Raw genomic sequence first — 13,054 nt, forward strand, 5'->3', positions numbered from 1 at the left:
CCGCCGTATAATTGAAAAAAGAGGAGAGTCGAAAAATAGGTGGCGGTGATGGATCATGTCGAACCATATAGAATATGTGTTCTATTTCTTCGGATGGTTGTTGATAACGGGTGTTGTCTGTATATATGGGCATTGGATGGCGAAACGGCATTGGAAGCGCATGCCTTGGCGAGCCGCACCGAAGTTGACGGCAGGTTTTGCGATGGTTTCTCTTTTGCTTCTCGGAGTTGGAGAGGGATATATTCATTATATGGAACAGCATGAGCATCGCGAGTACGAGGAAAACGCGAAGCAAGTGGCGGCCATGGTCGCCGGTGATTTGGCCGCTATGGGGCATGAGCGCTTGGATGGGCACGCAGAGCGCCTGCCTGCGTATGACGAGATCATGGCTGCGCTGGAGCGATGGCAATCCCGCGGCCGCGTGCTGAGCATATACACGATGAAAAAGAACAAAAACGGCCAACTGTATTTTGTCGTTGCTCCGCCGACAGATTACAATCGAAACGGGCGCATTGACGGCGAAAAAGAACAAGCGGTTCCGCCCGGAACGGTTTATCGCCATGATGTTCCCGAAATCGACATGGCATTTCGCGGCCACTTTGCGATGCAGCCGCGCCCAACGACCGATGAATGGGGAAGGAGCATCAGCGCGTTTATGCCGGTGCGCCGCGCGGATGGGACGGTCGACGCTGTCGTTGGCATCGATTATGATGCCGCGATATACGAACATCGGCTGCAAAAAGAGCGGCAAAAAGCGATGGGCATGATGATGGCCGTTTATTTCATCGCCGCTGCCATTTATTTGCTTGCTTTGCATCAACAAATGGAGCGGAAGGCGTTCGCCGCTTACAAAAAGAGGCTGGCGGCCAACGAGCATCGGTTGCGGCGCTTGGCGGAAATGACGATGGAAGGCATTATTGTTTACGCAAACGGGAGGATTATTGAAGTCAACGAAGCGGCCTGCCGTCTGCTCGGTTATGCAGAAAGCGAGCTCATTCATTTGCCGATCGACGAATTGATCGTTCACGGCTCGATGAAGTTCAGCCAGCCGCATGAGGAGCGCGAACGTCTGGAGATGGACCTGCGTCGGAAAGACGGGACGGTGTTTCCAGCGGAAATCGTGCACCGCCGCTATGACTACGAAGGGGAAAACGTGACGGTGGCCGCTGTTCGTGATTTGACGGAGCAAAAACAGAAGGAACAACGGATTCGATACATTGCCAATCATGATGAGCTGACAGGCCTGCCGAATAAAGAAGCGATGTACAAGACCGTTGAACGCTGCTTGGCGGAGGCGAAACGAAACGGACAGGAAGCAGCGATTATTTTTTTTGAAGTGTCTGGCATTAAGACGATCAACGATTTTTACGGATATGCCGTCGGCGATGAAGTATTGCTTTACTTGGCGCGGGTGTGGAAAGAAAAGGCGGGGATGATCATCGGCCGCTGGAGTGGAAATGAATTCCTCGCTGTTGTTCCAGACAGCACGCTGGAAAAGGCGGAGGAAATGGCAAAGCAACTCGTCGAGGAAGCCGATGAGCCGATTACAGTCAACGGAATCGAATTGTACATCACGGTGAACGCTGGCATCAGCATATATCCGAAAGATGGGGAAGAAGCGAAAACGTTGATCCGCAAGGCGGATATCGCTCGCTATGAAGTACGGAAAAAAGCAGTTAGTGATTTTGTGTTTTTTACCGAGCCGATGGCCAATCGGCTGCACGAAAACATGGCGATGGAGCGCGACTTGCGGCGGGCGCTTGAGAGGGACGAGTTTGAATTGTACTACCAGCCGCAAATTCGACTGCACGACCGAAGTGTGATCGGCATGGAGGCGCTCATTCGCTGGCGTCATCCGGAAAAAGGGATGATTCCGCCGTCGCTGTTTATCCCTTTGGCAGAGCAGACCGGCATGATCATTCCGATCAATGAGTGGGTTATGCGTACGGCATGCCGGCAGACGAAGCAGCTGCTCAGCCAGTTTCCCCACTTGTCTGTCTCCGTCAACTTATCGCCGTACGAATTCGAAAGCCGCCGTTTTGTGGACAAATTGGCTCGCCTGCTCGATGAGATCGGATTGCCACCGCACCATTTAGATTTGGAAATTACGGAGCGAATGACGATGGATACTGAACGCGCGCTCGATATCCTGCCGAAGCTAAAAGCGCTCGGGGTAACGATCAGCATGGACGACTTCGGCACCGGCTACAGTTCGCTCAGCTACCTGACCGATTTGCCGATCGATCGGTTGAAAATTGACCGTTCGTTCGTCCAGCATATCCAAGGAAAAAAAGATGTCATCTTGCCCGCCATTATCCGCCTCGGGCATAATATAGGTGTAAAAGTGCTGGCCGAAGGGGTAGAAACAGAGACTGAAGCGGCTTACTTGCAAGGAAAACGGTGCGATGAGGCGCAAGGGTATTATTTTTCCCCGCCGCTTCCGTATGAGGAATTGGTCCACTTTTTAACCGAGCAGCATGCGAGGCGGCAGGCACAGGAGCTGACGTGAAATGGATGGATTTTGGCGCATTGCCGAGGAGAAAATTCGCGAGGCGATGAAAAACGGCGAGTTTGATCATTTGCCCGGTTTTGGAAAGCCGCTCGAGCTTGAGGATATTTCCCATATTCCCGAAGAGTTGCGGCTCGGGTATTTGTTGCTGAAAAATGCCGGGTATGTGACGGAAGAGACAAAATTGCGAAAAGAACTGATGACGCTTGAAGATTTGCTTCGCTGTTGCGAGGACGACGAGAAAAAACAAGAGCTGACGAAAAAATGGACGGAAAAACAACTCCGCTTTGCGGAACTGATGAAAAAGCGGCAGCCGACGAACGCCAAGGCGCTGCGCGATTACGGGCGGCGCATCGAGGAAAAATTCCGCTGAACGAGTTTTCTCAATAAAACATGGGGAGGTTCGATTTTTCACGAACCTCCTTAACTTTTTTATGCAATGATGCCCAAAAAACGGGGAAAATAGGAAGGAATGATCATTGGAAAGGGGAGATCGCCATAGACGTGAATGAACGGTGAATGGAGTGGGTCGAAGTTGCCATGGAGAAGAACCGAAAAGAAAAGGAGTGAAAAAGCATGAAAAACGTATGGTTAGCGTTTTTTGCTTCCCTCGTGCTGGCGATGCCGTCAAGGGTGGCGGCCGGCCATCATGAAATCGGCCATCTTCCTTTGCCGGTCGGACATATGTGGAAGCACGGGGCGCTCGATGAGCAAAAGTGGATGGAAATGGTTCAAACGTATACGCCAGAGCAGGCTGGCGAGTGGAAAAAGGTGCTCGATGAACGGAACGCGCTGCGCGAGCAGTTCAAGGACGAAAAAGTAAAACGGGCGATGAAAGAGAAATACAAGCAGATGAAAAAAGAGCGGGAGGCAAAGCTGGACCGGCTCATCGATCAGCTCGCGGACAAAAAAATTACGAAAGAGCAGTTTAAGCAAGAGCTGAAACAGTTACGGAAAAAGAAACATTGGATGACAAAAGAAGAAAAAAAGCGGCTCCATATGCTTCATGAGCAGACAAGACAGGCCATGGAAAACAATGATCAAGAGGCGATGAAAAAACTGCTTCCGCAATGGCTCGACTATATGAGAAAAGACAACGAGCGGTTGGCGAAATGCCTCCAAGAAGTTAAACAGGGATGACATACTAAGGGAAAAAACAAGCAGATGGCAGTACACCAGTTGGTATTGGAAGGGTCGCACAAGGGTGATATAATATAGGGAAAACGCCGTGTTTCGTGCACGGCTTCTTTTTTTCCCCTTTTGCCTATAAGGCTGGTGAAAAACGGTTGTTTCTTTTGAGCAATGGGGGATCGTTTGAAAGACGATCCGGATGCGACGAGGCTTTTCTATTTGAGAAATGGGCTTGATCAGCGGCTTGCTCCCTTCAATCACCGGTCTCCTATAAGGCTGGTGAAAAACCGCTGATTCCCTTCATCAATGGGAGAATGAGTGAAAAGCAGGACCGCTACAACAAGGTTTTTCTAATTGAAAAATGACATGGTAAAGCCGTATCCACGATGAAATGACCAACCTCCTATGGAAAAAAGAAAAGTTGATCGCGAGAGGAGCAGTGGGCCATGGGATATCCGGTTATGCTTCAAGTGCGCGGCCGGCGGGCGGTCGTTGTTGGCGGAGGGAAGGTGGCGGCGCGGAAGATTCGCGGGCTGCTTGCGGCAGGGGCGGATGTGGTGATGATCGCTCCCAAAGCCGAACCGGAGCTGCAAGCGTTAGCGGCGGCGGGAATGATTGGCTGGCGCGTCAAGACGTTTGCGCCGCATGACTTGGACGGCGCGTTTCTTGTCATCGCAGCGACGAACGACAGAGAAGTGAACGAAGCCGTGGCGCGGGCGGCAGCGCCGGGACAGCTGCTGAACATCGTTGACGCTCCGGAACAATGCGATTTTCATGTTCCTGCTGTCATCCGTCGCGGCCCGCTGACGATCGCCGTCTCCACTGAAGGAGCAAGCCCGGCGGTCGCTCGCCGCATTCGCCGCGAGCTTGAAGAGCGGTATGGGGAAGAGTACGGGGCGTATTTGGAGTTTTTGCGGCGAGCCCGCGCCATCGTGCTGCGCGAGGTGGCGGACCCTGAGGGGCGAAAGCGGCTGTTTCGGGCGCTTGCTGCGGATTCGTTTCGGCAAAACGGCCGCTGGGATGAGGAGTTGGCCGGCTTGTTGGCGAAGGAAAAAGAACGAAGCGGAGAAAGAGAGGGCAGGAACGATGAAGATCCCGATGTACATTGTTGAGGCGTTCACCGCTCGGCCGTTCGCCGGCAATCCGGCCGCGGCCTGTCTGCTGCCGCAGCCGGCTCGGGACGAATGGATGCAACGTGTCGTCGCGGTGATGAACTGATCTGAGACCGCCTTTTTCATTCCGCACGAAGATGGCTAGCGCCTGCACTAGTTCACGCCCAAAGCGGAAGTCGCTCTGTGCGGGCATGCGGCCTTAGCGAGCGCCCATGTGTTATGGGAGCGGGGTGAACGTTGCTGTGAAGAGACTATTTCTTTTTTGACAACTAGCGGCGGCGTTGTGCGGATGACGGTAGCGGGGGCAACTCGAAGGCGAAGCGGTCACCGTGTTGAAAGGAGCGCTGGCTGCAGCGGCTAGTTTCTATTAATCCTGGATACGGCTTTGCCATGTCATTTCTCAACTAGAAAAACCATGATGCATCGGTCCTGCTTTTCGTGCGTTCTCCCATTGATAAAGGGAACCAGCGTTTTTTCCCCAACCTTCTAAGCTTCAGCCAAGACAGCAGCTACTACGGGCGGCTAGATGGGCATCGTTCCACGCGGGCGCGAAACGAAAAGGGGATCCGTCGCGTTGGGACCCCCTTTTTAGACTGTATAGATCCGCTTCTTCTGTCAATCATCCCAGCGGTACGTCCAAAACCGCTCCGTTTTTAGCCACGCGAGCGCGTCGCCGCGCTTCGCGGCCGCCTGCATCAGCCCTTCGGTTTGCGAGCGGTGGGCGCGTATGGCGGCGAGTTTGGTGTCGATGACCGAGCTCACATCGCGGATGACGTCCGGTTGGCCGAGCTCCTGCTCGCAGTTTTTGGCAAAAGCGACGCAATACACGGTCGGCCGCTGTTCTTTGGGCCATCGCTTCAACGCGCGAATGACGGCGGCTCCGCATGCATCGTGATCGGGATGGACGCTGTAGCCGGGATAAAACGTAATGACAAGCGATGGGTTCGTTTCCGCCACGATGGCGGCGATGCGGTCCGCCAGCTCTTCTTCATCCTCAAACTCGATCGTCTTATCACGATAGCCGAGCAAGCGCAAATCATGAATGCCGAGAACGCGGCACGCTTCTTCGAGTTCGTGTCTACGAATGAACGGCAGCGTTTCGCGGTTGGCAAACGGGGGCACGCCCATATTCCGCCCCATTTCGCCAAGCGTCAAGCAGGCGTATGTGACCGGTGTGCCGCTTTGCGCATGCTGGGCGATCGTTCCCGAGACACCGAACGCCTCATCGTCCGGATGGGGAAAGACAACGAGTACATGTCGTTCGCTCATCGGAAGCCCTCCTTAGGCAAACGGCTTGCCGCTCAGTTCAAGGGCGACAGCCAGTTTTCCTTCATAGTCATGTCCCGCTAACAGCAATTGTTCTTCTTTCGTCCATTCCCAATGGGTTAACCCTTCGGCGTACACCCAGCCGATGTCTAGCTTCAGCCCGATGCGGTACGGCCCTAATCCGGTGATCTTGCCGCGGGTGAAGCGGATGCGGGCGTTGCGGATGAAAGCGCCGGCAGAAAAAAACCCTTCATTATGATGAGCGGCGTACGCCCCGTTCGTCGTCTCCAAATGAATGTACACGTCGCGGTTGGCCAAGCGGTTCAGCGCCTCTTGCACGGCGGCGGCATCGATCGGTTGCACGCGAAGTCCCTCCTTTTGCTGTTTTCTATATTGTACATGACCGAAGCATCAGAACGGAACTATTTCGCTTTTTTTTGTATAATAGAAACGGACACATCTTGGACTCATCCGCACCTAGAAGCGTTGACGGACCGTTCAACGAAAGGAAAGGTGAGGGGAAATGGGGTTTCAAGGAAATGGTGTCGCTTTGTTGCATCTCGATGGCACGTACCGGCCGCAAACGCGGCTGCTTCGTTTTCCGCACGAGTGGGTGGACCTCGCTGACGTGCCGGAAACGAGTTTGTATTGCAGCCCGACTGCGCTCGCTGAAATCGAACGTCGGCTGCGCCGACGGCGAAGCCGCGGGGCGGTGCTGATCGGGAGCGGCAACTATCATTATGTCACGTATTTGTTGTTGCAAGAAATACAGGAACCGTTCACTCTTGTGTTGTTTGACCACCATACCGATGCGGATCCGGGCGACGGCTTTCTCATGTCGTGCGGATCATGGGTGGCCCGCGCGCTTGACCATCCGCAGTTGCGGAAGGTGGTGATCGCTGGTCCGACGTTTTCTCCGAACCATCTCCAGTTATCCCCGAACATCACTGTTCTTTCGTTTGCTGACGATGACGAATGGCCGAGGGCGCTGCTAGAAGTCGTCCCGACAAGAAGCGTCTATATTAGCATTGACAAAGATGTGCTAAGCCGCGAAGATGCCGTCACGAACTGGGATCACGGAACGATGCCGCTTTCGGTGCTGCTTGCTTGCCTGCGGCGGCTGTTGCTCCAGAAAAACGTATTGGGCATCGATGTATGCGGGGAGTATCCACGGTCCGCTGTCGATGCGTTTGATCCACTTTGTCGTGAAGCGCAGAGGAAAAACGAGCAGGCGAATATGGCCATTTTGGAGACGTGCTTCCGCTATGCAACACCCCATTTGCGGCCCGCTTGATCAGGGCGAGAATCCTGCCGAGTTGCCCCGGAGCTGGCGAGCCGCTTTGTGCGCAAGCGAAAAACACGTTCGTTCGCCAGCGCCGCGTGCCGGACGGGCATCTTGCGCCCGCAACACACATTGGGCAGATGATGGAACGCGTGAACATAGCGGCTGATGCAACAAGTTTTTTCTACTTGAGAAACGAGGTTGGTAAGCGACCTGCTCCCTTAAATCATCGGCCTCCTAGAAGGCCGGTGATTTCGTGCAAAATACTGCTGAGTTCCACCCGTTCCTCAATGAGAGAAACCTCACAGAATCAGCTTTCTTTTCTGAATGAAAATGCCTCCAATGGGTGTGACAGCGGTTTTTCACCGACCTCTTAGAGGCGGTATTTCATTGGCCGAGCGGTCAGCACCCGCTCCCATACATAATGCGGAACGGTTTTTCATCAGGCCGAACATCGCGCGGCGCGATGTGCAGGCGTGTCACTTTGGCAAACATCGTTCCCGCTTCAATTGTTTCCAAAAAGAGTTGAAGAGCGCTTTCGTTCCCTTGCACTTCCATTTCCACTGTTCCGTCATCATTGTTTTTCACCCAGCCGGTCAGCTGCCGCTTCAACGCCTCGTGCTGGACGAAATAGCGAAAACCGACCCCTTGCACGCGTCCTTCGGCAATGACATGCACCCGTTTCATATCGCGACCTCCTTAGTTGCCTCACGCTCCGGCGATTTTCCTACCTTTGACGCGGGTCAAAGGCGGACAGCTATGAACGTTGCTTCGGTGCATAACGGAATGGTCTGTGCGGAGCGTTCAGCCAATGGTTGCCGCTGCTCTTTGCGGTCCCGCTTTCATCATATAATAGACGGGAATGAATGTACATACTGTAGATGAGCATTTTTCATTACAGTAATTTCCATTCACTAAGAGACAAACAGGGTACCCCTTAGGCGACATGGAGCTGTTTTTTGATCACATCAATGGGAATCTCTTGCTTCGCGGCATCGTAGATGAACTCAACGACGCTGTGTCCTTTCCGAGAACGAAGAAGCTCCAGGCCGGAAGAGAGGTCTTGTTGAGATTCCGCGATGCTGTATACGCAGGCGAACAGCACCACGGCCCAATACCGTTTCACCGCCCGAATGTGACGAACACGGTATCCATCGAGCTTCAGCTGGTCTTTGGCCTGCCGGAAAAAGCATTCGATCGTCCAGCGCTGGGCATAGTAACGCAAGATCTCTTCATCGCCTAGCTCCCGGTCGGTGCTCAAGACAACATGGAGATGATCTGGCGTCATCGGTTCATCCGCCTTCCAAGCCAGCAGCACCACCGCGTCATCGAGGCCATGGATCGCTCCCTCGTAGCGATACACGCGGTAACGCTCCTTCCCCACCGTGACGAGGCGGGTGTCGTTGGGCTCGATATAGCGGGCGAACTTCTTCGCTTGGATGGCGATGCCTTTCGGATAGAGAATCCGGTTCGTCTTGAGCATGGCGATGACATGGAATCCTTGTTTCAGGCAGGCTTCGATGAGCGCTTGGGACGGATACCACGAATCCATGAGCACATACACCGGCTGAGCCCGTTTCCCCTTGAGCGAGGAAAGCATCTCGATCGCTAGGTCGATCTTGCTTCTTCCCGCCGTCTTGTCATACAGACGAAAGGCGAACGGAAACGCTTGCGAGAAAGTATGCACCATCAGCCAAACGAGCGAATGCCCCCAAACGGATTGATGATCTTTGTGCGAGTAGTGCCAATCACACCCTTGAATGGCGCGGGCAGCCCGTGACGAAGGCTTCGTTTTTTGACAAATCGTATCATCGATCGAAACAAAAAGGGGTTGATTCTCCTGTTTGGCTAGGCGTTCGATCTGGCGAAGGATCCATTCTTGCAGCTTCTCAAGCAGTTTTTCCTCGTTCCAAGGGCTTTTCGTGAAAAAGTGGCTCAGTGTCGTTCGATGATTCGGGTGAAAACTCCAGTACCGGACATCCGTCAATGTCCCCGAAAATCCCTTGGTCGTCAAGGCGTCGACAAGATGAACGAGATGCTTGATGACCGGCTTCGAGAAATAAAGCGCCAATCCCAGCGTCATGAAAAACTTGTGGATTCCTTGATGATGTGCTAATCTATTCATGAGACATGAACCTCCTTGTGGGTAGTTGGTGGTACATCTATTCTAACCAAGGAATCGGGTTCATGTCTCCTTTTTTATTTGGTTGTAAATTTATGTTAGCGAATTTGCTCATCTACAGTACATACAAAAAAGGAGCTTGGACGGTCAAGCTCCTTTTTTCGCCAGCGCCAGCGACGCTACTTGTTGCCGAATGAGCGTCACTAGCCGCGGATGGTAGCCTAAGTAAGGACACAAATGCCATTGTTTGTCAGAAGTAGGGAACCCGCGCAGCTTCCGTTCGATCGTTTTCATTAAGACCCCGGTGAACAATAAATACGGAACGACAAACACGCGCCGGCAAGGTGAGGCGTTCGCCTGCTCAAGCCCTTCGTCAAGCGTCGGGCCGATGGCGGCAAGAAAGCAGACGCTAACGTGCGGGACGTGTGTTTTTTCTTGCAAACGCCGGGCGATGGCGGTGATGTCGCGCTTCGTATCGGGATCGCTGCTGCCGCGGCCGATGAGCAAAATCATCGATTCGCCATCGAGGGAAGACGCGCATTCACTGATGCGGTCAATGATGATGTCAATCATCGCATCATGAACGCCAAACGGGGAACCGCAGACGATTTCGACTGCTGGATGGCGCTGTTTCGCCAGCTCGAGCGCCGCCGGAATGTCGCGTTTGGCGTGTCCGGCCGATAGGAGCAAAAGCGGAATGACAATGATGCGCGTTGCTCCTTGGGCGACGCAACGGTCAACCCCGGTGATGATATCCGGTTCCGCCAGTTCGATAAAGCAAAGTTCTTGAATCGGGATGTCGACGGCTGCCTTGCATTGCTCGACGAAACGGGCCGCTTCCAAGCGCGCGGCAGCGACGCGGCTGCCGTGGCTGACGTATAAAACAGCTTCCATGGCGAACCGCCTCACGATGTGGCGCCAGCGGCCGCAGAGGACCACAACAGCCGCTCATACCATTGAATGTTCGCGCGCAGCCGCACGACCTCCCCGATGATGACCATGCTCGGATTTCGCATTTGCTCGTTGGCGGCGATTTCGGCGATCGTCGCTAACGTGCCAGTGACCGTGCGTTGAGCGGAAGTCGTTCCCCATTCGATGACCGCCGCCGGTGTTTCGGGCGACTTTCCATATTTCATCAGTTGGCCGCAGATGGAGGATAAGCGCTGAATCCCCATATAAATGGCAATGGTGTCGATGCCTTTGGCTAAGCTTTCCCATTGAATTTCGTCGCCGCTTCCTTCGCGCCGGTGCCCGGTGACAAAGGCGACGCTTGAGCTGAACTCGCGATGGGTGACCGGGATGCCGGCATACGCCGCTGCGGCGATGGCAGAGGTGACACCGGGAACGATCTCAAACTCAATCCCATGCTTGACGAGCGCTTCCGCCTCTTCGCCGCCGCGCCCGAACACGAATGGATCGCCGCCTTTTAAGCGGACGACAGTTTTCCCCTTTTTGGCATGCAGGACGAGCGCGCGGTTGATCGTTTCCTGCTGCATGGCGTGGCAGCCGGGCAGCTTCCCGCAAAAGATCAATTCAGCGTCCGGCTTGGCGTATGACAACAACTCTTCGTTAATGAGACGGTCGTACAAAATGACATCCGCCCGTTGAATGCATGTTAGTCCTTTGACGGTGATCAGTTCCGGATCGCCAGGGCCGGCGCCGACAAGGTAGACTTTTCCCATCGTTGTTTCAGCCCCTTCGTGCATGATTCAGCCAACCGCCGGAGAGCGGCGTGAATGCCTAGCTGTGCTTTTTATTGTACATCGTTTGCTTTTGTGCGCAAACGACTTTGGCAAATGTTCTTCCGTTCTTTTGAGCAAAGGAGGAACAATCAGTCCGCCTTCGCTGCCGGGATCATTCTCCGTTCGCGCAAATAAGCGAGCACTTGCTCGACGCATTCTTCGACCGAATAGCGGTCGGTTTCGATCGTCAGCTCCGGCGCTGTCGGCGCTTCGTACGGCGAGTCGATGCCGGTAAATTCGCGAATTTCCCCACGGCGCGCTTTTTCGTACAGCCCTTTTGGGTCGCGTTTTTCACATTCTTCAAGCGGACAGCTAACATAAATTTCGATAAACTCGTCCTCGTCGACGAGACGGCGGACGAGCGCCCGGTCTTCGGCAAACGGGGAAATAAACGCCGTTAATACAAACTGTCCGCTGTCGACAAACAGTTTTGCCACTTCGCCGATGCGGCGGATGTTTTCCGTCCGGTCGGCGGCGGAAAAGCCGAGGTCTTTGTTGAGCCCGTGGCGGATGTTGTCGCCGTCTAATACATAGTTTTGAATGCCGAGCTCAAACAGCCGTCTGGAAACGGCGTTCGCCACCGTTGATTTGCCGGAGCCGGACAGCCCGGTGAACCAAAGGATGGCGCTATGATGGCCGTTGCGCTCGCGCCGGTCTTGTTTCGTGACCGATGTTTGATGCCAAACGATGTTCGTGCTCATGACGCTCCTCCTTTACCGCGTTGACGGGGTGACCGCTTCGCGCTGTTGCAATCCTTTGATCAAGACGGCGGCGACTTCCGGGCGGCTGAACGTGCTTGGCGGCACTTGGCCGTTGCGCAGCATTTCACGGACTTTCGTGCCGGAAAGAACGACATGATGCTCAGCATCATGCGGGCACGTTTTCGTTGACGCCATGCCTTCGCATTTCGTGCAATAAAAGCTATGTTCGAAAAAGAGCGGCGTGATCCCGAGCTCTTCGGCCGTAAAGTTCGAGAAGATTTTTTGCGAATCATACGTGCCGTAGTAATTGCCGACACCGGCGTGGTCGCGGCCGACGATGAAGTGCGTGCAGCCGAAGTTTTTGCGCACCATGGCATGGAAAATGGCCTCGCGCGGTCCGGCATAGCGCATGGCCGCTTGGAAGACGCCAAGGAAGACGCGGTCTTTCGGATAATAGTTTTCCAGCAGCACTTGGTAGCTTTCCATCCGGATGTCAGCCGGAATGTCATCTGCTTTCGTTTCACCGACGAGCGGGTTTAAAAACAAACCGTCGACGATCTCAAGCGCGCATTTTTGAATGTATTCGTGAGCGCGGTGAACCGGGTTGCGCGTTTGGAAGCCGACAACGGTGTTCCAGCCGAGTTCGGCAAACCGCTGCCGCGTTTCGGCCGGATCGAAATAAAACGCGGCGAACGGTCCTTTATCGGTCCGTTTGACAAGCGTGACTTCCCCGCCGACGTACACATCCGGTTTTTCAAACAGTTTGCGCACGCCAGGGTGGGCGAGTTCATCCGTTTTGTAAACGAACGTAGCTTCCTTTGTTTTGTCTGGGCGGTACATATCAGCGATTTCGATGACGCCGTACACGTCGCCGTTATAAACGAGCTTCGCTTTATCGCCGACAGCAAGTTCTTTCGCTTTCTCCTCCGTCACCGCGAGCGTGATCGGAATGCTCCAGACGGTGCCGTCAGCGAGGCGCATCGTTTCCACAACCGCGTCGTAGTCCGCTTTCGTTAAAAAGCCGGTGAGCGGGCTGTACGCCCCGGTGCCGATCAATTCCAAATCGCTTAATTCCGCTTTCGACAGTTCGATCGTTTTGGATGCTTCGTCAAGCGGATAATCGGGATTCCAACGATTGATTAATGTGCCGCCATGCGGGATGCTTACGCTCATGTTCACAACCTCCTAG

General features: G+C 54.1%; 13 protein-coding genes and 1 pseudogene. 6 read left to right on the forward strand and 8 right to left on the reverse strand.

What is annotated here, in order from left to right:
• Positions 1–55: 55 nt before the first annotated feature.
• From GC56T2_RS02150 to GC56T2_RS02170, 5 genes and pseudogenes are all read left to right on the forward strand, one after another.
• A complete protein-coding gene (locus GC56T2_RS02150) occupies positions 56–2,509 on the forward strand; it encodes a putative bifunctional diguanylate cyclase/phosphodiesterase (protein ID WP_255515993.1) in 2,454 nt (817 codons plus the stop codon).
• A 1-nt stretch (position 2,510) separates the two neighbouring features.
• Positions 2,511–2,882 (forward strand): DnaJ family domain-containing protein, encoded by a 372-nt coding sequence (locus GC56T2_RS02155; protein WP_144972729.1) that lies wholly within the window; start codon positions 2,511–2,513, stop codon positions 2,880–2,882.
• Between the two features lie 203 nt (positions 2,883–3,085).
• A complete protein-coding gene (locus GC56T2_RS02160; protein WP_144972731.1) occupies positions 3,086–3,649 on the forward strand; it encodes a hypothetical protein in 564 nt (187 codons plus the stop codon).
• A gap of 437 nt (positions 3,650–4,086) precedes the next feature.
• A complete protein-coding gene (locus GC56T2_RS02165) occupies positions 4,087–4,752 on the forward strand; it encodes a precorrin-2 dehydrogenase/sirohydrochlorin ferrochelatase family protein (protein ID WP_144972733.1) in 666 nt (221 codons plus the stop codon).
• Positions 4,739–5,113 (forward strand): annotated as a pseudogene (locus GC56T2_RS02170) (PhzF family phenazine biosynthesis protein). Before GC56T2_RS02165 ends, GC56T2_RS02170 begins: the two are co-directional and overlap by 14 nt.
• A 254-nt stretch (positions 5,114–5,367) precedes the next feature.
• On the opposite strand, the gene bshB2 reads toward GC56T2_RS02170, so the two are convergent.
• Both bshB2 and GC56T2_RS02180 read right to left on the reverse strand, forming a co-directional pair.
• Positions 5,368–6,021, reverse strand: a complete 654-nt coding sequence (gene bshB2, locus GC56T2_RS02175; RefSeq protein ID WP_144972735.1) for a bacillithiol biosynthesis deacetylase BshB2 — start codon at positions 6,019–6,021, stop codon at positions 5,368–5,370.
• Positions 6,022–6,033: 12 nt separating this feature from the next.
• Positions 6,034–6,381, reverse strand: a complete 348-nt coding sequence (locus tag GC56T2_RS02180) for a YojF family protein (RefSeq protein ID WP_033020599.1) — start codon at positions 6,379–6,381, stop codon at positions 6,034–6,036.
• A 160-nt stretch (positions 6,382–6,541) separates the two neighbouring features.
• Between GC56T2_RS02180 and GC56T2_RS02185 the strand changes: the two genes are divergently transcribed.
• The gene (locus GC56T2_RS02185; RefSeq protein ID WP_144972737.1) at positions 6,542–7,312 is read left to right on the forward strand and encodes an arginase family protein; all 771 of its coding nucleotides are present in this window, start codon (positions 6,542–6,544) and stop codon (positions 7,310–7,312) included.
• A gap of 390 nt (positions 7,313–7,702) precedes the next feature.
• Here GC56T2_RS02185 and GC56T2_RS02190 read toward each other — a convergent pair whose 3' ends face one another.
• The 6 genes from GC56T2_RS02190 to sat all read right to left on the reverse strand — a co-directional run bounded on the left by GC56T2_RS02190 (position 7,703) and on the right by sat (position 13,038).
• Positions 7,703–7,987, reverse strand: coding sequence for an acylphosphatase (locus GC56T2_RS02190; RefSeq protein WP_144972739.1), 285 nt, complete (start codon positions 7,985–7,987; stop codon positions 7,703–7,705).
• Positions 7,988–8,237: 250 nt separating this feature from the next.
• A complete protein-coding gene (locus tag GC56T2_RS02195) occupies positions 8,238–9,425 on the reverse strand; it encodes an IS701 family transposase (protein WP_144972741.1) in 1,188 nt (395 codons plus the stop codon).
• A 144-nt stretch (positions 9,426–9,569) separates the two neighbouring features.
• On the reverse strand, positions 9,570–10,316 hold the full coding sequence (locus GC56T2_RS02200) for a sirohydrochlorin chelatase (RefSeq protein ID WP_144972743.1): 747 nt from the start codon (positions 10,314–10,316) through the stop codon (positions 9,570–9,572).
• Between the two features lie 11 nt (positions 10,317–10,327).
• Positions 10,328–11,104, reverse strand: coding sequence for a uroporphyrinogen-III C-methyltransferase (gene cobA / locus GC56T2_RS02205; RefSeq protein ID WP_061912621.1), 777 nt, complete (start codon positions 11,102–11,104; stop codon positions 10,328–10,330).
• Positions 11,105–11,253: 149 nt separating this feature from the next.
• The gene (cysC, locus tag GC56T2_RS02210) at positions 11,254–11,865 is read right to left on the reverse strand and encodes an adenylyl-sulfate kinase (protein ID WP_033020590.1); all 612 of its coding nucleotides are present in this window, start codon (positions 11,863–11,865) and stop codon (positions 11,254–11,256) included.
• Between the two features lie 12 nt (positions 11,866–11,877).
• Positions 11,878–13,038 (reverse strand): sulfate adenylyltransferase, encoded by a 1,161-nt coding sequence (sat, locus tag GC56T2_RS02215; RefSeq protein WP_144972745.1) that lies wholly within the window; start codon positions 13,036–13,038, stop codon positions 11,878–11,880.
• Positions 13,039–13,054 lie beyond the last annotated feature (16 nt).

It is taken from the genome of Geobacillus sp. C56-T2 (assembly GCF_007829715.1).
GTDB lineage: Bacteria > Bacillota > Bacilli > Bacillales > Anoxybacillaceae > Geobacillus > Geobacillus icigianus.

Excerpts from the sequence above, each read along its gene's own strand:
- GC56T2_RS02150 (WP_255515993.1), top strand. The coding sequence starts at position 56 with ATGTCGAACCATATAGAATATGTGTTCTATTTCTTCGGATGGTTGTTG.
- GC56T2_RS02155 (WP_144972729.1), top strand. The coding sequence starts at position 2,511 with ATGGATGGATTTTGGCGCATTGCCGAGGAGAAAATTCGCGAGGCGATG.
- GC56T2_RS02160 (WP_144972731.1), top strand. The coding sequence starts at position 3,086 with ATGAAAAACGTATGGTTAGCGTTTTTTGCTTCCCTCGTGCTGGCGATG.
- GC56T2_RS02165 (WP_144972733.1), top strand. The coding sequence starts at position 4,087 with ATGGGATATCCGGTTATGCTTCAAGTGCGCGGCCGGCGGGCGGTCGTT.
- bshB2 (WP_144972735.1), bottom strand. The coding sequence starts at position 6,021 with ATGAGCGAACGACATGTACTCGTTGTCTTTCCCCATCCGGACGATGAG.
- GC56T2_RS02185 (WP_144972737.1), top strand. The coding sequence starts at position 6,542 with ATGGGGTTTCAAGGAAATGGTGTCGCTTTGTTGCATCTCGATGGCACG.
- GC56T2_RS02190 (WP_144972739.1), bottom strand. The coding sequence starts at position 7,987 with ATGAAACGGGTGCATGTCATTGCCGAAGGACGCGTGCAAGGGGTCGGT.
- GC56T2_RS02195 (WP_144972741.1), bottom strand. The coding sequence starts at position 9,425 with ATGAATAGATTAGCACATCATCAAGGAATCCACAAGTTTTTCATGACG.
- GC56T2_RS02200 (WP_144972743.1), bottom strand. The coding sequence starts at position 10,316 with ATGGAAGCTGTTTTATACGTCAGCCACGGCAGCCGCGTCGCTGCCGCG.
- cobA (WP_061912621.1), bottom strand. The coding sequence starts at position 11,104 with ATGGGAAAAGTCTACCTTGTCGGCGCCGGCCCTGGCGATCCGGAACTG.
- cysC (WP_033020590.1), bottom strand. The coding sequence starts at position 11,865 with ATGAGCACGAACATCGTTTGGCATCAAACATCGGTCACGAAACAAGAC.
- sat (WP_144972745.1), bottom strand. The coding sequence starts at position 13,038 with ATGAGCGTAAGCATCCCGCATGGCGGCACATTAATCAATCGTTGGAAT.